The 19,426-nt window shown below is 70.6% G+C and carries 22 protein-coding genes; 15 read left to right on the top strand and 7 right to left on the bottom strand.

What is annotated here, in order from left to right; all coding sequences use genetic code 11:
• The first annotated feature begins 40 nt into the window (after positions 1-40).
• Positions 41-1,504 (top strand): peptidoglycan DD-metalloendopeptidase family protein, encoded by a 1,464-nt coding sequence (locus AC4NN1_RS13855; protein ID WP_491955642.1) that lies wholly within the window; start codon positions 41-43, stop codon positions 1,502-1,504.
• 65 nt (positions 1,505-1,569) lie between these two features.
• Here the strand turns inward: AC4NN1_RS13855 and AC4NN1_RS13850 are convergent, their stop codons facing one another.
• A complete protein-coding gene (locus tag AC4NN1_RS13850; RefSeq protein WP_018185764.1) occupies positions 1,570-2,103 on the bottom strand; it encodes an inorganic diphosphatase in 534 nt (177 codons plus the stop codon).
• 181 nt (positions 2,104-2,284) lie between these two features.
• Between AC4NN1_RS13850 and tilS the strand changes: the two genes are divergently transcribed.
• From tilS to lysS, 13 genes are all read left to right on the top strand, one after another.
• On the top strand, positions 2,285-3,280 hold the full coding sequence (tilS, locus tag AC4NN1_RS13845) for a tRNA lysidine(34) synthetase TilS (protein WP_491955641.1): 996 nt from the start codon (positions 2,285-2,287) through the stop codon (positions 3,278-3,280).
• Between the two features lie 9 nt (positions 3,281-3,289).
• A complete protein-coding gene (gene hpt, locus AC4NN1_RS13840; protein WP_018185762.1) occupies positions 3,290-3,841 on the top strand; it encodes a hypoxanthine phosphoribosyltransferase in 552 nt (183 codons plus the stop codon).
• A 69-nt stretch (positions 3,842-3,910) separates the two neighbouring features.
• Positions 3,911-5,914 (top strand): ATP-dependent zinc metalloprotease FtsH, encoded by a 2,004-nt coding sequence (ftsH, locus tag AC4NN1_RS13835; protein ID WP_491955640.1) that lies wholly within the window; start codon positions 3,911-3,913, stop codon positions 5,912-5,914.
• Positions 5,915-5,924: 10 nt separating this feature from the next.
• On the top strand, positions 5,925-6,515 hold the full coding sequence (gene folE, locus AC4NN1_RS13830; protein WP_491955639.1) for a GTP cyclohydrolase I: 591 nt from the start codon (positions 5,925-5,927) through the stop codon (positions 6,513-6,515).
• A complete protein-coding gene (gene folP, locus AC4NN1_RS13825; RefSeq protein ID WP_491955638.1) occupies positions 6,512-7,321 on the top strand; it encodes a dihydropteroate synthase in 810 nt (269 codons plus the stop codon). Before folE ends, folP begins: the two co-directional genes overlap by 4 nt.
• Positions 7,318-7,686 (top strand): dihydroneopterin aldolase, encoded by a 369-nt coding sequence (folB, locus tag AC4NN1_RS13820; protein ID WP_116227958.1) that lies wholly within the window; start codon positions 7,318-7,320, stop codon positions 7,684-7,686. Before folP ends, folB begins: the two co-directional genes overlap by 4 nt.
• Positions 7,683-8,219, top strand: coding sequence for a 2-amino-4-hydroxy-6-hydroxymethyldihydropteridine diphosphokinase (gene folK, locus AC4NN1_RS13815; RefSeq protein WP_491955637.1), 537 nt, complete (start codon positions 7,683-7,685; stop codon positions 8,217-8,219). Before folB ends, folK begins: the two co-directional genes overlap by 4 nt.
• Complete coding sequence (locus AC4NN1_RS13810) at positions 8,216-8,707, top strand: DUF3180 domain-containing protein (RefSeq protein ID WP_018185756.1); 492 nt, start codon at positions 8,216-8,218, stop codon at positions 8,705-8,707. The genes folK and AC4NN1_RS13810 overlap by 4 nt, the downstream gene beginning before the upstream one ends.
• Positions 8,652-9,224: a PH domain-containing protein gene (locus tag AC4NN1_RS13805; protein ID WP_018185755.1), complete on the top strand. Its 573-nt coding sequence runs from the start codon at positions 8,652-8,654 to the stop codon at positions 9,222-9,224. The genes AC4NN1_RS13810 and AC4NN1_RS13805 overlap by 56 nt, the downstream gene beginning before the upstream one ends.
• Positions 9,221-10,900 carry a PH domain-containing protein gene (locus AC4NN1_RS13800; RefSeq protein ID WP_116227961.1) on the top strand — a complete coding sequence of 560 codons (1,680 nt, stop codon included), beginning with the start codon at positions 9,221-9,223 and terminating at the stop codon, positions 10,898-10,900. The genes AC4NN1_RS13805 and AC4NN1_RS13800 overlap by 4 nt, the downstream gene beginning before the upstream one ends.
• A complete protein-coding gene (locus tag AC4NN1_RS13795; protein WP_491955636.1) occupies positions 10,897-11,601 on the top strand; it encodes a DUF2520 domain-containing protein in 705 nt (234 codons plus the stop codon). Before AC4NN1_RS13800 ends, AC4NN1_RS13795 begins: the two co-directional genes overlap by 4 nt.
• The gene (locus AC4NN1_RS13790) at positions 11,598-12,341 is read left to right on the top strand and encodes a formylglycine-generating enzyme family protein (RefSeq protein ID WP_491955635.1); all 744 of its coding nucleotides are present in this window, start codon (positions 11,598-11,600) and stop codon (positions 12,339-12,341) included. The genes AC4NN1_RS13795 and AC4NN1_RS13790 overlap by 4 nt, the downstream gene beginning before the upstream one ends.
• Before the next feature lie 202 nt (positions 12,342-12,543).
• Entirely contained in the window at positions 12,544-14,067 is a 1,524-nt protein-coding gene (gene lysS, locus AC4NN1_RS13785) for a lysine--tRNA ligase (protein WP_491955634.1), read from the top strand.
• On the opposite strand, the gene AC4NN1_RS13780 is transcribed toward lysS, so the two are convergent.
• The 5 genes from AC4NN1_RS13780 to AC4NN1_RS13760 form a co-directional block, all read right to left on the bottom strand.
• Positions 14,060-15,553, bottom strand: coding sequence for a PH domain-containing protein (locus AC4NN1_RS13780; protein WP_491955633.1), 1,494 nt, complete (start codon positions 15,551-15,553; stop codon positions 14,060-14,062). The genes lysS and AC4NN1_RS13780 overlap by 8 nt on opposite strands.
• Positions 15,550-16,002, bottom strand: a complete 453-nt coding sequence (locus AC4NN1_RS13775; RefSeq protein WP_491955632.1) for a PH domain-containing protein — start codon at positions 16,000-16,002, stop codon at positions 15,550-15,552. Before AC4NN1_RS13775 ends, AC4NN1_RS13780 begins: the two co-directional genes overlap by 4 nt.
• A gap of 152 nt (positions 16,003-16,154) precedes the next feature.
• Positions 16,155-16,919, bottom strand: a complete 765-nt coding sequence (locus tag AC4NN1_RS13770) for an ABC transporter permease (protein ID WP_491955631.1) — start codon at positions 16,917-16,919, stop codon at positions 16,155-16,157.
• Positions 16,897-17,829, bottom strand: coding sequence for an ATP-binding cassette domain-containing protein (locus AC4NN1_RS13765; protein ID WP_018185748.1), 933 nt, complete (start codon positions 17,827-17,829; stop codon positions 16,897-16,899). The genes AC4NN1_RS13770 and AC4NN1_RS13765 overlap by 23 nt, the downstream gene beginning before the upstream one ends.
• A gap of 82 nt (positions 17,830-17,911) precedes the next feature.
• On the bottom strand, positions 17,912-18,106 hold the full coding sequence (locus AC4NN1_RS13760; RefSeq protein WP_018185747.1) for an aureocin A53 family class IId bacteriocin: 195 nt from the start codon (positions 18,104-18,106) through the stop codon (positions 17,912-17,914).
• 312 nt (positions 18,107-18,418) lie between these two features.
• On the opposite strand from AC4NN1_RS13760, the gene AC4NN1_RS13755 reads away from it, so the two are divergent.
• Positions 18,419-18,619, top strand: a complete 201-nt coding sequence (locus AC4NN1_RS13755) for a hypothetical protein (RefSeq protein ID WP_018185746.1) — start codon at positions 18,419-18,421, stop codon at positions 18,617-18,619.
• A gap of 15 nt (positions 18,620-18,634) precedes the next feature.
• Here the strand turns inward: AC4NN1_RS13755 and AC4NN1_RS13750 are convergent, their stop codons facing one another.
• The gene (locus AC4NN1_RS13750) at positions 18,635-19,294 is read right to left on the bottom strand and encodes a response regulator (RefSeq protein ID WP_491955630.1); all 660 of its coding nucleotides are present in this window, start codon (positions 19,292-19,294) and stop codon (positions 18,635-18,637) included.
• Between the last annotated feature and the right edge of the window lie 132 nt (positions 19,295-19,426).

Below are 19,426 nucleotides of genomic sequence, written 5' to 3'. Positions count from 1 at the left end.
CGGATCAGCACGCCATCTGGCCGAGGGAAGGGTGTGTGCAGTGACCGACCTGCCCGAAGCGACCGGAGCCGACTGCGGCTGCGCGCCCACCGCCGAAGAGACGCGCTCGTTCTCGTCGCGCATCAGCCGTCGGAACGCGCTGGGCCTCGGCGTCCTCGGTGTGGCCGCGGCATCCACCGGTCTCGGATTCGCCCTGCCGGCGTTCGCCGCCACGTCCTACCCCAGCTGGGATGACGTCCAGAAGGCGCGTCAGAACGAGGCGTCCAAGGGCACCGAGATCACCCGCATCCAGAACCTCATCTCGTCTCTCGAGAACGACGTCACCGTCAAGCAGGCCGAGGCCGAGCGCTTGGGCGTCGAATACCAAGACGCTCTCATCGAGTACGAGGATGCCGCGGCCCGAGCCGACTCGCTCCAGGCACAGGCCGACGCCGAAGAGAAGCGCGCCAAGGCTGCCGCCGGCAAGCTCGGTGTTCTCGCCGCCGAGCAATACCGATCCGGCAAGGGTGATGCCACCCTTGAGCTCTTCTTCTCGGATTCCTCCGCGAGCGCCGACGACCTCCTCGGCCGCCTCGGCACGATGGATCGCCTCGTCGATGCCAACCGCGATGTGTATGCCGAAGCCGTCGGCGCCCGCGACAGCGCGAAGAGCCTCGCTGATCAGGCCAAGGTCGCCCGCGACGAGCGCGACAAGCGCAAGGTCGAGGCCGAGCAGAAGATGCAGGCCGCGCAGGATGCTGCGCAGGCCGCACAGGCTGCGCTGGCCGCGCAGAACGAGCACCGAGAAGTGCTCGAGGCGCAGCTGCAGGCCCTGCAGGACACCACCGCCAAGACCGTCACCGCCTACAAAGCCGGCGTCGAGGCCGAGCGCAAGCGCCGTGAAGAAGCCGCCCGCAAGGCCCGCGAGGAGGCCGCTCGCCGGGCCCGCGAGGAGGAAGCGCGTCGCCTCGCAGAAGAGAAGCGTCGCCGCGAAGAAGAGGCCAAGAACAACAACAACGGCGGCGGATCCAGCGGCGGCGGATCGTCGTCGGGCGGTTCCTCCGGCGGCGGAAGCAGTAGCGGCGGCAGCGGTGGAGTCGTGCAGCCATCCGGCTGGGTACGCCCCGCCCACGGCTACATCAGCTCCTGGTTCGGCGTCCGCGGCAGCATCTGCACGCCCAGCGGCTGCACGGCCAGCGGCCACCGCGGCATCGACTTCGCCAGCTCGTGCGGATCGCCCATCTACGCGGCTGCCTCCGGCACCGTCGTCTTCGCCGGCTACAGCGGCGGCTGGGGAAACTTCATCAAGGTGCGCCACAGCGACGGCACCATCACCGGCTACGCGCACATCATCGACGGCGGCTACGCAGTCGGATACGGCGATTACGTCCGTGCCGGCCAGACGATCGCCTACATCGGCAGCACCGGCGCCTCCACCGGCTGCCACCTGCACTTCGAGGTCTACCGCGGCGGCATCCGCGTCGACCCGGCACCCTTCCTGCGCGCCCGCGGCATCAGCGTCTGACGCTCAGCGTCCCGAAACGACGAAGGTCGGATGCCGCGCGGCATCCGACCTTCTCGTTGTGAGCCTCAGAGGCTGTTGGGCGCTTCGCCCTCACCCTGCGTGCGGGTCTCGCCCTCGTGCTCGTCGAAGCGCGTGAAGGCCTCGGACACGAGGCGCTCGGCCTCGGCCGCACCGGCCCACTCGTCGACCTTGACCCACTTGCCGGGCTCGAGGTCCTTGTAGCGCTCGAAGAAGTGGCCGATCTCACCCTTGGTCCACTCGTCGATATCGTCGACATCCTGGATGTGCGCCCAACGCGGGTCCTTCGCGAGGACCGCGACGACCTTGTCGTCGCCGCCGGCCTCGTCGCTCATCTTGAGGACGGCGACGGGGCGGACCTTGGCGAGCACGCCGGGGTAGATCTCGCGGTCGAGGAGGACGAGCACGTCGAGCGGGTCGCCGTCCTCGCCGAGCGTGTTCTCGAAGAAGCCGTAGTTCGCGGGGTACCCCATGGGGGTGAACAGAACGCGGTCGAGGAAGACGCGGCCCGTGCCGTGGTCGACCTCGTACTTCACGCGGCTGCCGCGCGGGATCTCGATGACGGCGTCGTACGCGCCCATACCTGTGCTCCTTTGAAAGTCCGGTGGGATGCGCCGACCAGCCTACTGGCGCGGCAGCGTGTGCCGTATTCAGTCCCCGCAGCCGCCGCACCCGCACGAAGCCCCGGAAAGACGCCGCGACCCCGCCCGCGGCGCGGCGCAGAGACTGAGGACGGAACGCCCGGCCGGATAGCGTTACCTCGTGCCGTCCCTGCATCCCGCTGTCGCCGAGGTCCGCCGTGCCGTCCGCTCCGCACTGACCGGCCTCCCGGAGGGCGCCGTCGTCATCGTGGGGCTCTCGGGCGGCGCCGATTCGCTCGCGCTCGCTGCGGCGGTCGGCTTCGAGGCGCCGAAGCTCGGGCTGCGCGCGGCATCGGTCACCGTCGACCACGGTCTGCAGCCGGACTCCGCCGAGGTCGCCTCGGCCGCTGCGCGTGCCGCCGCGACGCTCGGCGTCGATCCGCTCATCGTGCGGGTGGAGGTCGGCACGGAGGGCGGTCCCGAAGCGGCGGCGCGCGATGCGCGATACGGCGTGCTGCGGGATGCCGCGCGCGACGTGCGTGCTGCGGCTGTGCTCCTCGGGCACACGCTGGACGACCAGGCCGAGACGGTGCTCCTGGGCTTGGCACGCGGATCCGGTGCGGGCAGCCTGCAGGGGATGGCGGCGGCATCCGATCTCGACGGCATCCCTCTGCTGCGACCCCTGCTCGAGGTGCGCCGTGCGACCACCCGGGACGCCTGCGCGGCGCAGGGACTCGAGCCGTGGGACGACCCGCACAACCGCGACCCGAAGTACGCGCGGGTGCGCGTCCGCGAGACGGTGCTGCCGATGCTCGAGGCCGAACTCGGACCCGGCATCGCCGAGGCACTGGTGCGCACGGCGGCGCAGCTGCGCGAGGACGCAGAGGCCTTCGACGAGATGATCGACGAGACGATCGAGGACATCGTCGAACCCGCCGAGGCCGGCATCGCGGTCTCGGTCGCCGCGCTCGCCGCCAACCCGCCCGCGCTCCGTCACCGCATCATCCGGCACGTGGTCGCCAGCGAGTTCCACGTCTCGCTCACCCGCACGCAGACGCTCGAGGTGGCGCGACTGGTCACCGAGTGGGCGGGGCAGGGGCCGATCGACCTGCCCGGATGCCGCGCCCGCCGCGCGGGCGCCCTGATCGAGTTCACGGGGGCCGGATCCGGTCTTTAGACTTCTGCAATGCGCGCAGCCGAGATCGCCGACCAGCTCACCGATGTCCTCGTCACCGAGGAGGAGATCCAGGCGAAGCTCGAAGAGCTCGCCCGTCGGGTGGAGGCGGACTACGAGGGCAAGGACCTGCTGCTCGTCGGTGTGCTGAAGGGCGCGGTCATGGTGATGGCCGACTTCGCCCGTTCGCTGAAGCGCCCCATGGAGATGGACTGGATGGCCGTGTCGTCCTATGGTGCCGGCACGAAGTCGAGCGGCGTCGTGCAGATCCGGAAGGACCTCGACACCGACATCTCGGGCAAGCACGTCCTGATCGTCGAGGACATCATCGACTCCGGCCTGACGCTCAGCTGGCTGCTGGAGAACTTCGCCTCGCGCGGCGCGGCGTCGATCGAGGTCCTCGCACTGCTGCGCAAGCCGGAGGCCGCGAAGGTCGAGATCGACTGCCGCTACGTCGGTTTCGACATCCCGGTCGAGTTCGTCGTCGGGTACGGATTGGACTTCGCGGAGAAGTACCGCAACCTCCGCGACGTGGCGGTCCTCGCGCCCCACGTCTACTCCTGAATCCGCGCGGTACGCCCAAAACGAACGCACAGACCCCGCATAGCGCCGCGGGGGTAGCCTGAACGCACAATGAACGTCAAGAAGCTCTCCCGCAACCCGTTCCTCTACGTGGTGCTCATCGGCGTGCTCTTGATCATCGGCATGACGCTGATCTCGAACCTCACCGGCGCCAAGAGCATCACCACGCAGGAGGGCTTGAAGCTCCTCGACGGGTCGACGGTCTCGCAGGCCACGATCACCGACGGCGACAACCGCGTCGACCTCACGCTCAACAAGGCGTTCGAGGGTTCGACGAACGTGCAGTTCTACTACGTCACCGAACGTGCGGACGCGGTGGTGCAGGCGGTTGACTCGGCCGCCCCCAAGGACGGTTACAACGACGTCGTGCCGCAGACCAGCTGGTTCGGCAGCCTGATCTCGATCCTCCTCCCCATCCTCATCCTCGGTCTGCTCTTCTGGTGGTTGCTCTCGAGCGCCCAGGGCGGCGGCAGCAAGGTCATGCAGTTCGGCAAGTCGCGCGCCAAGCTCGTGACCAAGGAGACCCCGACGGTCACCTTCGCAGACGTGGCCGGCTCCGACGAGGCCATCGAGGAGATGCAGGAGATCAAGGACTTCCTGAAGGACCCGGCGAAGTTCCAGGCCGTCGGCGCCCGCATCCCGAAGGGCGTGCTGCTGTACGGCCCTCCCGGAACCGGTAAGACCCTGCTCGCGCGCGCCGTCGCCGGCGAGGCGGGCGTCCCGTTCTACTCGATCTCGGGTTCCGACTTCGTCGAGATGTTCGTGGGTGTCGGCGCGAGCCGCGTGCGCGACCTCTTCAAGGAGGCCAAGGAGAACGCTCCGGCCATCATCTTCATCGACGAGATCGACGCCGTCGGCCGCCACCGCGGCGCCGGCATGGGCGGCGGTCACGACGAGCGCGAGCAGACGCTCAACCAGATGCTCGTCGAGATGGACGGCTTCGACCCGAAGGTCTCGGTGCTCGTGATCGCGGCGACGAACCGCCCCGACATCCTCGACCCCGCGCTCCTCCGCCCGGGCCGCTTCGACCGCCAGATCGGCGTCGACGCGCCCGACCTGAAGGGTCGCCAGCGCATCCTCGAGGTGCACGGCCGCGGCAAGCCGCTCTCGCCCTCGGTCGACCTCGCCGTCATCGCGCGCAAGACGCCCGGCTTCACCGGCGCCGACCTGGCCAACGTCCTGAACGAGGCCGCGCTCCTGACCGCCCGCTCGAATGCCCAGCTCATCGACATGCGCGCCCTCGACGAAGCGATCGACCGCGTCATCGCCGGTCCGCAGCGTCGCACGCGGGTCATGAAGGACAAGGAGAAGCTGATCACGGCGTACCACGAGGGCGGCCACGCCCTCGCCGCCGCAGCGATGAACCACACCGACCCCGTCACGAAGGTCACGATCCTTCCCCGTGGCAAGGCGCTCGGGTACACGATGGTGCTGCCGCTCGACGACAAGTACTCCATCACCCGCAACGAGCTGCAGGACCAGCTGACGTATGCGATGGGCGGCCGCGTCGCCGAGGAGATCGTCTTCCACGACCCCACCACGGGTGCCTCGAACGACATCGAGAAGGCGACCGGCATCGCCCGCAAGATGGTCACCGAGTACGGCATGACCACCGACGTCGGGCCCGTGAAGCTCGGATCGTCGTCGGGCGAGGTCTTCATGGGACGCGACATGGGTCACGGCCGCGACTTCAGCGAGCGCATCGCCGAGCGCGTCGACGCCCAGGTGCGCGGACTCATCGAGCAGGCGCACAACGAGGCGTACGAGGTGCTGAACGCGAACCGCGAGGTCCTCGACCGGCTCGCCCTGGCGCTGCTCGAGAAGGAGACGCTCGACCACCTCGAGCTCGCTGAGATCTTCAAGGACATCAAGCGCCTGCCGCCCCGGCCGCAGTGGCTCTCGAGCAGCGAGCGTCCCGTCTCGACGCTTCCGCCCGTCGAGGTGCCCCGTCGTGCCGAGGCTCCGGTCGCGGCGAACACCGAGGCCGAGCAGCCGGCCCCCGAGACCTCGCCGGCGCGCCACGCGACCGGGCAGGCTCGACCCGCGACGGCCTGAGGCGGCGCGCATGGCGGTCGACCGCGAGCGCGTCTCCGAACTGGTGCGGGAACTGCTCGTCGCCATCGGTGAAGACCCGGAACGTCCCGGCCTGAAGCTGACTCCGCAGCGCGTCGCCGCCGCGTACGCGGAGTTCTTCTCGGGTGTGGGTGAGGATGCCGCAGCCCCGCTCGCGCATACGATCTCGGTCACGCGCGGTCCGGCGCCCGACACGCTCCCCTCCGGTGCGGTCATGCTCCGCGACATCCGCTTCCGCTCCGTCTGCGAGCACCACCTGCTGCCGTTCGCCGGGCACGCGCACGTCGCCTACCTTCCCGGCGAGCAGGTCGTGGGACTCGGCGCTCTGCCGAAGGTGATCGACATCCTCGCGGCGCGCCCGCAGGTGCAGGAGCGCCTGGGCGAGCAGGTCGCCGACACGATCGCCGGCTCGATCGACACCCGCGGCGTGCTCGTCGTGCTCGACGCGGTGCACGAGTGCGTGACGATGCGCGGGGGACGCCAGCCCGCGGCATCCACTGTCACCATCGCCGCCCGCGGCGTGTTCACCGACCCCGTGGCGCGCGCCGAGGCGATCGCCCTGCTGACCGGCGGTCGGACATGACCCTCGTCATGGGCATCGTGAACGTCACGCCGGACTCGTTCAGCGACGGCGGACGGTACGCCACGAACGAGGCAGCGATCGCGCACGGCCGCGCCCTCCTCGCCGACGGGGCTGACCTGCTCGACATCGGCGGGGAGTCCACTCGTCCCGGCGCGACGCGGGTCGCGCAGGGCGACGAGCAGGCGCGCATCCTGCCGGTCATCGAGACGCTCGCCGCCGAGGGGGCGGTCATCAGCGTCGACACGATGAACGCGGGCACCGCGGCTGCCGCGGTCGCAGCCGGTGCCCGGATCGTGAACGACGTCTCGGGCGGCCTCGCCGACCCCGACATGCTCGCCGTCGTCGCCCGCACCGACGCGGAAGTCGTCGTGCAGCACTGGCGCGGGCACTCCGACGACATGTACGGCACCGCCGTCTACGACGACATCGTCGCGGAGGTGGTCGGCGAACTCGCTGAGCGCGTCGCCGCGGCTCGGGCGGCCGGCATCCCGGATCAGCGCATCATCGTGGACCCGGGCTTCGGCTTCGGCAAGACGCCCGAGCAGAACTGGCAGGTCGTCCGGGGCCTCGACGAGCTCGTCGGCGCTGGGCATCGCGTGCTCATCGGCACGAGCCGTAAGCGGATGCTGGCGGTCGCCGCATCCGCCGCGGGTATCGAGCTCAGCGGTGAGTCGGACCTCGACCTCGCCACGGCCGTCACGAGCGTCCTCGCCGCGCAGGCCGGCGCCTGGGCGGTGCGCGTGCACGACGTCGCCGCGACGCGTCTCGCCCTCGCCGTGCGGACCGCGTGGGAGGGTGAAGGATGACGACCGACGAGATCGCGATCACCGGCATCCGTGCCACCGGATTCCACGGCGTCTACGAGCACGAGCGCCGCGACGGGCAGGAGTTCGTCGCCGACCTGGTGCTGTCGCTGTCGTTGGCCCGCGCCGCGGCGACCGACGACGTCACCGACACCGTCCACTACGGGGAGGTCGCCGAGCGCGTCGCCGCGATCCTCGCGGGCGACCCCGTCGACCTCATCGAGACCGTCGCCGAGCGCATCGCGACCGCCGTCCTCACGGGCTGGTCGCTCGTCGACGCGGTCGCCGTCACCGTGCACAAACCCGCCGCGCCGATCCCGGTGCCGTTCGGCGATGTCGCCGTCACGGTGAGGCGGTCCCGCGCATGAGCCGCCGCCTGGCCGAGGGGATGCCGCAGAAGGAGCCGCGCGCGCACGGCCCCGCCCACCGCGCCGTCGTCGCCCTCGGCGCGAATCTGGGTCAGCGCGCCGAGACCATCGCCGAGGCGATCGCCGACCTCGGCCGCCTGCCGATGACCGTGCTGGTCGCCGCGGCCGAGCCGATCGAGTCGGTCGCGATCACCCTCGGCGGGCCGGATGCCGACGCCCCCCGCTACCTGAACACGGTCGCGCTCATCGACACGCGTCTCGCCCCGTCGCTGCTCCTCGGTTATCTGCACGCGATCGAGGGCCGGCACGGCCGTGAACGGCGTGAGCGATGGGGGAGCCGCACGCTCGACCTCGACCTCATCACCTACGGCGACGTGCGTTCCGACGACCCGGCTCTCGTGCTGCCGCATCCCCGTGCCGCGGAACGCGACTTCGTGCTCGACCCGTGGCTGAGCATCGACCCCGACGCGGTGCTCCCCGGCGTGGGCACGGTCGCCGACCTGCGCGCCGCGTTGCCCGGAGGTGCGGGATGAGACGCACGAACCCACTCCTCCTCGTCGCGGTCGCCGTCGTTGCCGGCATCGCGGGGTTCTTCGTCGACCAGGTACTCACGGGGATGGGGCAGCCGACCTTCACCCCGTCCCCGCTGTTACCGATCCTGCTCGTCGCGCTCGGTGCCGCCGTCGTCCTCGCAGCCATCCCGGTCCGCCGGGCGACAGCCGGGACCGCAGCACCGGTCGACCCCTTCCGAGCGCTCCGCATCGCGATGCTGGCCAAGGCATCGAGCATCGTCGGAGCGCTCGTCGCCGGATTCGGCGGAGGGCTTCTCGCCTTCGTGCTCACACGACCCGTGTCGCCCTCGTTAGGCTCAACGGGTGCGGTGATCGCCGCGGTGGGGGGCGGGCTGCTCCTCGTCGCCGGTGCACTCGTCGCCGAACACCTGTGCACCATCCGGAAGGACGATGATGACGACCAGCCCGGACCCGACGAACCCGGCTACGGGCTCTCCCACTCCGACTGACGAGACGTTCACGAAGATCCTCGAACCGCGGGGTGCCTCGCGGCTCCCGCTGGGGGACGGCGCCTGGCGCCAGCTGTCGCGCAAGTACGTGATCGGGCAGGTCATCGGCTACGTCGTCGTGCTCCTGCTGATCGCGGCCGCGGTGCTGACGCTCTGGCTCATGTTCGAAGCGACGTGGCCGTTCATCCCCGGCGGCATCCTCTTCGCGATCTTCCTCGTGACGCTCGTCGTCACGCCGCGGCAGGCGCGGTCGATCGGCTATCAGCTGCGCGAGGACGACCTCGTCTTCCGACGCGGCATCCTGTGGCAGCGGATGGTGTCGGTCCCGTACGGCCGCCTCCAGCTCGTCGACATCACGCACGGCCCGCTCGATCGGATGCTGGGCATCGCGCAGTTGAAGCTCGTCACCGCGGCGGCATCCACCGGCGTCACGATCCCCGGTCTGCCGCAGCGCGACGCGGAGCAGCTGCGCGACACCCTCATCGAGGTGGCTGAGACCCGGCGGACCGGTCTGTGAGCGATCTCGACCCCCAGCCCGCGCCGCTCGAGCAGGCGTCCGCTCCGCCGCCCGCCGCGGTCCGCTCCGAGATGAGCGACGGCGAATGGCATCGGATGCATCCGCTGTCGCCGCTCCTGCGCGGCGGGCTGACGCTCATCGTGATCATCGGCATCCTGGTCGCGAACCTCCGCGACCGACTGATCTCGTTCTTCCTGCCCGAGAACTTCCGCTACGGCGAGGAGGACCCGGTCGACTTCGTCTTGCAGAACGGCATCGCGGTGCAGGCCATCGTCGCCGTGGCGGTCGGCCTCGTCATCCTGATCGCCCTCTTCTGGACGGCCTGGCGCTTCCACACCTTCCGCATCACGGGCGACGAGGTCGAGGTGCGCAGCGGCGTGCTGTTCCGCACGCACCGTCGCGCACCGCTCGACCGCGTGCAGGGCGTCAACCTCACGCGCCCCGCCCTCGCCCGCCTCGTCGGACTCGCCAAGCTCGAGGTGGTCGGCGCCGGCCTCGACGCGAACGTCAAGCTCGAGTACCTGTCGACCCGCAACGCCGAGACGGTCCGCGGCGACATCCTGCGCCTCGCGTCGGGACACCGGACGAAGGATGCCGCGAGCCGCCCGGCATCCGCGGGCGGGCCGCTGACCTCTCGCGTGACCGCCGGGATCAGCGAGATCATCGACGGTGTCGACGACGACGGTGCCGAACCCGAATCCATCGTGCGCGTGCCGATATCGCGCCTCATCCTCGCGGGGTTGCTGTCAGGCTCGACCATCTGGTTCGTGCTGGTCGTGGTGGCGGCGATCGTCGGGCTCGTGCTGCAACCGATCTGGATCATCCCCGCTCTCGGTGCGTCCATCCCCGCGGCGATCGGTTTCGGCGCGTACGCGGTGCGGCAGTTCATCAAGACGGTCCGCTACTCGATCGCGCCGTCGTCGGCGGGGGTGCGCGTCACCTTCGGTCTGCTCACGACGGTCACCGAGACGCTGCCCCCGGGTCGCGTGCACGCCGTCGACATCCGGCAGCCGCTGCTGTGGCGGTGGGGTGGCTGGTACCGGATCCGGGTGAACAAGCTCTCGGGCCGCTCGGCAAGCGACGCATCGGCAGCCCAGATGGGCGACGTGCTGCCCATCGGTACGCAGGCCGACGTCGAGCGGGTCCTGCGACTGCTGCTGCCGTCCCTCTCCGTCGACGCCGCGATGCTCGACGCGGGTCTCCGCGGTCCCCGCGAGGGTGACGGGTACGTCACGTCGCCTGCCCGGGCGCGGGTGATCGACCCGCTCACGTGGCGACGCAACGGCATCCTCGTCCTGCCGCAGGCGGTGCTGATGCGGACCGGCCGGCTGTGGCCGAAGCTCACGATCCTGCCGCTGGCCCGCATGCAGTCCGTGCGTCTCTCGCAGGGCCCGCTCGCGCGTCGCCTCGGGCTGGCCGCCATCACGGGACACACGGTCATGGGACCCGTGAACGGTGCCATCGAGTCGATCGACCACGCTCGCGCCTACGAGCTGTGGCGGGCGATCACGGATGCCGCGGTGGCCGCGGCATCCGCCGAGAGCGCTCAGCCGACCGACGGGAACGCGGTCGAGGTGGAGTGGCCGGAGGCGGCTTCGGTCGCGCCGCCGCTCGCGCCCCCTGCGCCGGTGCCGCCCTTGTGGGTGCCCCCCGCCCCGCCGACGGGGGAGCGATGAACCGCGAGGGGCGCCTCGGTGTCGGCGTGATCGGCGCCGGGCGGGTCGGGCCCGTCGTCGCCGCCGCTCTCGCCGGGGCCGGGCACGCGCTCACCGGGATCACGTCGGGCTCGGACGATGACCGGGTCGAGGCGATCCTCCCCGACGTGCCGAGGGTCAGCGCCGAAGAGGTCGTCCGACGCAGCGAACTCGTGGTCCTCGCCGTGCCGCACGACGAGCTGCCGGGGCTCGTGTCAGGCCTCGCCGAACTCGGTGCCTGGCAGGTGGGGCAGATCCTGATGCACACGGATGCCGCGCACGGCATACAGGTACTGGCTCCCGCCGCAGCGCGGGGCGCCATACCCGTCGCCATCCATCCCGCCATCGCCTTCACGGGGACGTCGACGGACCTTCGCGCCCTCAAGGACGCGTATGCCGCCGTGACGGCGCCCGCCGCGGTGCTGCCGATCGCGCAGGCGCTCGCGGTCGAGATGGGGTGCGAACCGGTCGTGGTCGCCGACGCCGACCGCGCGGCATACGGCGAGGCGATCTCGACCGCGACGGCCTTCTCGTCGTCGATCGTGCAACAGGCGGCCGGTTTGCTTCGCGGCGCCGGGGTCGAGGATCCCTCGCGGTACCTCTCGGCGCTCGTCCACACGACGATCGACCGCGCGTTGAGCGACGCCGCGCCTGCGGTCGGTGACGGGCCGCTCCTCCCGTGAGCGACGTGGAGCTCGCCCGCATCCCCGCGGGCAGCGTCGACCTGCACGACGCTCGACGCCGGCGGCGGTGGACCGTCGCGCTCGAGCCCTTCGAGATCGGCGTCTACCCCGTCACGCAGGAGCAGCTGTCGGAGGTGATCGGGGTGGCGGCATCCGACCCCCGCCGTCCCGCCGTCGAGGTCAGTTGGCTGCGCGCCGTGCGGTTCTGCAACGCGCTGTCGGAGTGGGAGGGGCTCGACCCGGCCTATGCCGTCGACGGCGAAGAGGTGCGGTGGCACGTCGACAGCGACGGCTTCCGGCTGCCGACGGAGGCCGAGTGGGAATACGCGTGCCGCGCCGGCTCGACCGGCCCGCACTACGGTCCACTCCTCGAGGTGGCGTGGACCGCCGGTGACGGCGTGACCTCGCCGCAGCCGGTCGGCGGCAAGCTCCCGAACCTGAATGGGCTGTTCGACACCCTCGGCAACGTGTGGGAATGGTGCTGGGACTTCCTCGACACCGAACGCTACGACGACTACCGGGTGTTCCGCGGCGGCGGCTTCGCTGACGACGCGTGGAACGTCCGCGCCGGCACCCGCCGCGGCGGCGGACCCCGCATGACGCACGACGACGTCGGGTTCCGCGTGGCGCGGGGCGGCTTCGATGCGGTCGACGCCGCACAGGGCTGGTCGGCCGCGATCGATGCCGAGCGTGCGGCCGGCGGCGACCCCCGCCCGCCCGGCTGGTCCCCGCGCCGCTGAGGCTTGGCCGTCGGGCTGTTCGCGGATGCAAGGGATCGTGCGCGACACCCCGGGGTGGGATGCCGTGCCGCGGCGTGTCGGCGTCGATCTCTTGCATCCGCGCACACCCGGCGCGCACACCACGCGCCCGCGCCGCCCGCGCCGAAACCGCCCGCCGCCCGTCGATAGACTGAAGGGTCGAATCCCCGAGGAGCCCCCGAACATGACCGACGCGTCCGCGCCCACGCCCGCCGAGACGACCGAAGAGGACGTCATCGAGCAGAAGGCGGTCCGTCTCGCGAAGCGGGAACGGCTGTTGAGCGAACGAGCGGATGCCGCGGGTGGCGCCTACCCCGTGACCGTGCCCGTCACCGACACGATCTCGGCACTGCGCGAGCGGTTCGCATCGCTCGAGGCGGGCGATGAGACCGGCGAGACCGCGTCGGTCGCCGGCCGGATCGTGTTCAGCCGCAACACCGGCAAGCTCTGCTTCGCAGCCCTGCAGTCCGGCGACGGAAGCCGCATCCAGGCGATGGTCTCCCTCGCCGAGGTGGGCGACGAGTCGCTGCAGGCGTGGAAGGAGCTCGTCGACCTCGGCGACCACGTCTCGGTCACCGGTCAGGTCATCTCCAGCCGCCGCGGCGAGCTGTCGATCATGGTCACCGACTGGACGATCGCCGCGAAGGCGCTGCTGCCGCTCCCGAACCTGCACTCCGAGCTGAGCGAGGAGAGCCGCGTGCGGTCGCGCTTCCTCGACCTGATCGTCCGCGACACCGCCCGCGAGACCGTCGTCGCCCGCGCCAAGGTGAACGCGTCGCTGCGGCGCACGTTCGACGCGCACGGCTTCCTCGAGGTCGAGACGCCGATGCTGCAGGTGCAGCACGGCGGCGCCGCGGCCCGCCCGTTCATCACGCACTCCAACGCGTTCGACACCGAGCTGTACCTCCGCATCGCGCCGGAGCTCTTCCTCAAGCGCGCCGTCGTCGGCGGCATCGACCGGGTCTACGAGATCAACCGCAACTTCCGCAACGAGGGCGCCGACTCCACCCACAGCCCCGAGTTCGCGATGCTCGAGGCCTACCAGTCCTACAGCGACTACAACGGCATCGCCGACCTGACGCAGGAGCTCATCCAGAACGCCGCGATCGCCGTCGCCGGCTCCACCACCGTCACGTGGGCCGACGGCACCGAGTACGACCTCGGCGGCCAATGGGACCGCATCTCGATGTACGAGTCGCTGTCGGATGCCGCCGGTCGCCGCATCACGCCCGAGACCTCGTTCGAGGAGCTCCAGACCTTCGCGGCCGAGTCGGGCGTCGAGGTGCCGGAGAAGATCGCCACCCACGGAAAGCTCGTCGAGGAGCTGTGGGAGCACTTCGTGAAGGGCGGCCTCGAGCGCCCGACATTCGTCATGGACTTCCCGCTCGACACCTCGCCCCTCGTGCGCGAGCACCGCACCATTCCCGGTGTCGTCGAGAAGTGGGACCTCTACGTCCGCGGCTTCGAGCTCGCGACCGGCTACTCCGAGCTCATCGACCCCGTCATCCAGCGCGAGCGTTTCGTCGAGCAGGCGAAGCTCGCCGCGCGCGGCGACGACGAGGCGATGCGTGTCGACGAGGAGTTCCTGCGCGCGCTCGAGCACGGCATGCCGCCCACCGGTGGCATGGGCATGGGCATCGACCGCCTGCTGATGGCGATCACCGGCCTCGGCATCCGCGAGACGATCCTCTTCCCGCTCGTCAAGTGAGCGCGGGCGCGGGCGCGGGCGCACGACGATGCGTCCTCGCCAGCGGAACCGTCTCGGCGATCCGAGCCGACAGCGCGTCGACCTCCGCGGGGCGGAACCGGAGTGCCCGGAAGGTGCGCGGCATCCCTGCGTAGAAGCACACGTCGGCGACGAGCGGATGCCCCGCGAGCCGGCTCGTGCCCACGATGTGCACGGCCGCGGCGGACAGCACCGTCTGCCGTTGCACGACGTGACTGACGAGGAGGACGACCCGGTTGGAACCTGCGTCGACCCGCAGTCGTGAACAGAGGACGACCGTGACGGGCCAGGCGATCGCGAAGACGATCGCACCGGTCGCGAGGACGAGCAGCGGCGGCCACCCCAGCCACGCGGCGACCCAGCCGGCGAGGACGGCGGCAGCGATCAGCCCGGCGAGCAGAACGACACCCGTACCGATGGCTCGGGCACCCCGATCGCCGGTGAGCAGGCGCGTCGACGGGTCCTCGTCGAACGCCTCGTGCAGCAGGCGTTCCACGACCCGGCGGGGGAGCGACGGGAGGAGGAGGTTCGTGCCGAGCTGCGCGGCCGAGTCCGTCGTCAGAAGCGACAGCCGGACGCGCCCGAGCAGCGTCTCGACGAGGTTGCGCTGCAGCACGACGCCGACCGTCGTCGCCCGCGAGACGCTCCGGGTGTGGGTGGAGAACAGGCCGTAGGAGATCACGATCCGGTCGCCCGGCATCCGTCGCACCTCGAACGAGGTGTAGCGCACCACCGTCAGCACGAGGCCGAGCGCGACGATGCCGACGGCGATCGCCACCGCCCAGACGACCGGGGGGAGCGGCAGCCACCGGGTGAGCGCCGCGTCGGCGCCGAACATGCCCAGCGTCTCGGACACCCCCAACGCCGCGCCACCGCCGATGAGGGCGAACTGGCCGTAGACGACGCTCGCGAGCAGCAGGTGCGTCAGCTGCACCCGGTAGAGCAGGATGCCGGGCGCCGGCCGCGCCTGCTCGGCAGGCTGCTCGGCGGTCACCTCCGCCTCAGTCGTCCCGAGCGCGTGCCCGGCGCGCGCCGTCACCTCGCGATGGAGGTCCTCGTCGACCGCCCACAGGTGGACCTTGGTCCGCTCGTCGCCGGCCTGAGACAGCGTGAGGACCCGCAGGTCCCACCGGGCGAAAGCCCAGGACTGCCTGCTGTCGACCGTTCCGATGTCGGCCCAGGCGAGGGACTGCTGGCGTCGCGTGAACGCACCGGTCGTCACCACCAGGTGCTCCGGGGTGAGCGCCACCCGGGTGAAGGTCCACCGCCAGATCGGTTCGCACAGGAGAACGGCGATCAGGGGGCCGAGCGCCAGCCACGCCCAGGCGCCCGGCCACACGGCCGGTCCGAAGAGATAGACGGCGCCGGCGATGAAAGTGCCGACGAGTTTGGGAGAGGACTCCAGGTACGACGCCGGAAGGTAGCGCAGCGGAAGACGCCGGGGGACCTCGTCGGAGGGGACGGTCACCGCGCCGGCTCCGCCTGCGCGTGGAGCACGGTCGTGCGGATGCGCTCCGCCGCGCGCGGTTCGAGCGGGCCGAGGCCCTCGACCTCGGAGATGCACGTGAATCTCACGCTCACGGCGTCGAACGCGCGCAGCAGCGGCCCCTGCACGACCTCGACGTTCAGGATCTGGGCCGTCGCGATGACGGTGGTCCGCCGCCAGAGCCAGCCGCGCGTGATGTAGACGTAGTCGGCGGTCGCGGTGTAGCTCGTGTTCTCGACCTGCTTGCGATTGAGCCAGGGCAGTTCGATCAGCAGGGAGACGACGGCGAGGATGCCGACGATCACCCAGAGCGCCGTGCGCCACCCTGGATCGGGGAGGAAGGCGATGGCGACGGCGAGTGCCGTGGTGACGAGGACCGTCGTCACGCCCTCGCGGACGTTGAGGTAGGTCAGGGTGCGGGGTGCCAGCACCGAGTCACCGCGGGTGCCGTGCGCCGGCGGGTATCCCGAGGACGGGGTGCTCGCGTAAACTGATCCCGCTTCATCTCGATCCGATTCGAAGCACCCCTGGCTGGCGTCTTGACCGAGACGCCAGCCAGACCCCTTTCCAGAGGGGGCGCCGGTCATTGCACGTCGGCCCGCTGATTGCGGGCGAATCCGATGGCGAGCGGGACGACCAGCCACAGCAGTCCGGCCGTCAGCGCCGGGCCGAGCTCGCCCGTGCCGCTGCCGGCCTCGGTGATGGCGGTCAGCCGGAACCACGAGCCGATGCCGTGCGGGATGAGCATGAGCAGCGGGTCGATCACGAATCCCTGCACGAGCGAGAACACGATGGCGATCGCGACGCGCTGCGTCGCCGCGCCGTACGCGATGCCCGACACGGTGCCGACGGCGGCGCTCCAGAGCAGGACCGCGATGCTCTCGGCATCCGCGTTCCACACGATGGTCGCCCCGGCGGCGAGGGCGAGGCCGGCGGTGAACACGACGGCCAGGACGGCGGCGACGGCGACGAGGACGGTGCACACGATGAGCGCCGTCAGCGCCTTGGCGAGGAAGACGATGTGCCGGCGCGGTTCGAGGGCGAACGTCGTCAGCACGTCTCGCGACTGCCAGTCGGCGGCCATGATGAAAATCGCCAGGATGGGGACGAACACGGTGACGGCCGCTCCCATGCCGAGGAGCGCACCGGAGATGCTCACCGATTCCGCGTCGACGAGCAGCGCGATCGCGGCGACACCGGCGCCGACGACGACCCAGAGCGCGGCGGTGAGGCCCAGCGCCCACCGCGTCCCCCGTGTCGTGCGGACGTTCCGCAGTTCGGCCCGCAGGCTGCGGCCGAAGCGGCCGGCCGTCTGCGGGGGGCTGTCAGCGAGGATCAAAGACGTCACCTTCCACTCGGTACTGGCCGCGCGTCAGGCGACGGTAGAGGTCGCTGATCGACTCGCGGTCCTCGGCGAGCTCGTCGAGCAGGATGCGGTCGGCGATGCAGATCTCGCTGAGGGAGCGGGGGTCGATGCCCACCGAGAAGCGCCCGTCCTCGGGACGCACACTGAACGGGATGCCGCGGGTCGTGAGCGCGCGTCGCAGCAGGTCGGTGTCCGCAGCGATCGCCGTCGCGTTCTTTTCGGCGGTGAGGTCGCCGACCTCGCCGGAGTAGCGGATGGCGCCCTCGCTGAGGACGACGATGCGATCGGCGAAGGTCTGGAGTTCCTGCAGGAGATGCGTCGAGACGAGGACGCAGCCGCCCGTCGTGTGCGCGTGATGGACCAGAGTCGATCGCAGCCAGTCGCCCGTCTCGATGTCGAGACCGTTCATGGGCTCGTCGAGGATGAGGTGTCGAGGCCGACCGACGAGCGCGACGGCGAGGGCGACCCGCTGCTTCATCCCGAGGGAGAGCGCGCCGAATCGGCGACGTGCGGCAGAGGCCAGGCCGAGCGTGGCGATGAGTTCGCCGACCCGCTCGCGCGGTGAGCCGGTCAGGATGGCGGCCGTCGCGAGGGTGTCCTCGACACTGCGCCCGGGGTGGTGGGCGCCCGGGTCGAGAAGGGCTCCGACGGTACGGCCCGGCTGCGCGAGATCGCGGAAGAGGACGCCGTCGAACGTGGTCGATCCGGCGTCGGCGATCGTCAACCCGAGCATCGTGCGCATCGCGGTCGACTTGCCGGAGCCGTTGGGACCCAGCAGGCCCGTGACGGTGCCCGCGGGGATGTCGAAGGAGACGTCGTCGAGGACGCGCTTGACGCCGTACGTTTTGGAGACGCCCCTCACGCGGATGCCGGTGTCCGGTGTCTGCGGCATAGGTCGCCTCTCCTTCTCTCTCAGGTGGTCGCGGTGTCCCGATGGGACGGCACGCACGTGTGCCGTCCCATCGGGACAGATCTCAGCCGATGCCGAGGATCCGCAGGATGTAGTCGACGATCGTCGCGAACGAGATGCCCGCGTTGATCCACTCGAGCACGCGACGCCAGTTGTTGCGTGCCCACGCGGTGATGCGTCCGACCTGGCCGGCGACGGCACGGCCCCAGCGGCCGATGTTCGCGATGACCCACGCGATGAACCTCAGAACTGCCCCCATGATGTTTCCTCTCGATCCGTTGGTGTTTGTCAGTGACGCTGCGTTCGTGACCGCGATCGCAGCGCCGGAAGTGACGCTACCGACGGCTCGGGCCGCCGCTCTTGAGTCGAAAGGCCCCAGCGTTCGTGCGGGGGACGCAATCCGCATCCGCCTTTAGACGCAACGGGACCACCCGGGGTGCCGCCCCCGGATGGAATGCGCTCTCGCGCCGTATCGAGGTGCGCAGGCCGCGGCTAGGCTCCGAGGCGTTCCCACCCACATCGACGCGCGGCAGACACACGGTGCCCGTTCGTCCGCGACGTAAGGAATCCCATGGCTGACAAGAAGCGGACCGCCGCGGACGGCGCGGCATTCGCCGCACTCTTCATCGTCGCGCTGACGGTCAACATCTGCCTGGCCGTCTTCACCGACGTCGAGGTGATCCTGCGCTGGGGGATCACCGCCGTGGCCGGCATCGCCGCCGCGGCGACGGCCTACGCGATCGTGTCGCGCCGGAGCCGTTCGCGCAGCTGAGGGACGCCGCCCCGCTCAGGGGAGTCGGATGACGCCGGTGGTCGCGGCGTAGAGGAGGACCTGCACCCGATCGCGCACGCCCCACTTCGTCATGATCCGGCGCAGGTGCGACTTGACCGTCGCCTCGGACAGGAAGAGGCCCCGCCCGATCTCGGCGTTCGACATCCCCTTGGCGAGCAGCTCGAGGACGTCGAGCTCACGACGGGAGACCTGTTCCGCGGGGCTCCGTGTGACGGTGGGCTGACCCGCCTGCGCGCCGATCCGCCGGACGAGATCTCGGCCGGCGACCGACGACAGGACGAAGCCGCCGTGGTGCGCGCTGCGGACGGCCGCCGTGATGTGCTCCGGTTCGGAATCCTTCACGAGGAAGCCGACGGCGCCGACCCGGAGGGCGCCGGCCACCGTCTCGTCGGATCCGTAGGTCGTGATCGCGATGGTCCGTGCGGACGGCAGGTCGACCGACAACTGCTCGATCGCGCGGATGCCGTCGCCTCCCGGCATCCGGATGTCCATCAGGATCACGTCGGGCTTCAGTTCGAGGCTCAGGCGGACAGCGCTCGGTCCGTCGCTCGCCTCTCCTACGACCGTCATCCCCGGTTCTGCGTTCAAGAACACCTGGAGAGCCCGTCGGACGAGAGCCTCATCGTCGGCGATGAGAACTCGGATGGGGTCCATGCGATCAGCATAGGTGCCGGTTTTGCGTCTTGCGGTGACGGGATTGCGTCTTGAGCAGGAGCGTCCCCCGGCGCTCCTCGCGTCAGGATGGGCGCAGGGCGTGCCGGGAGCTCCTTCCGGCACGAAATCGAG

The sequence above is a fragment of the Microbacterium sp. MDV22-iso44 genome (assembly GCF_058629135.1).
This window is presented reverse-complemented; position numbering and strand designations above follow the sequence as displayed.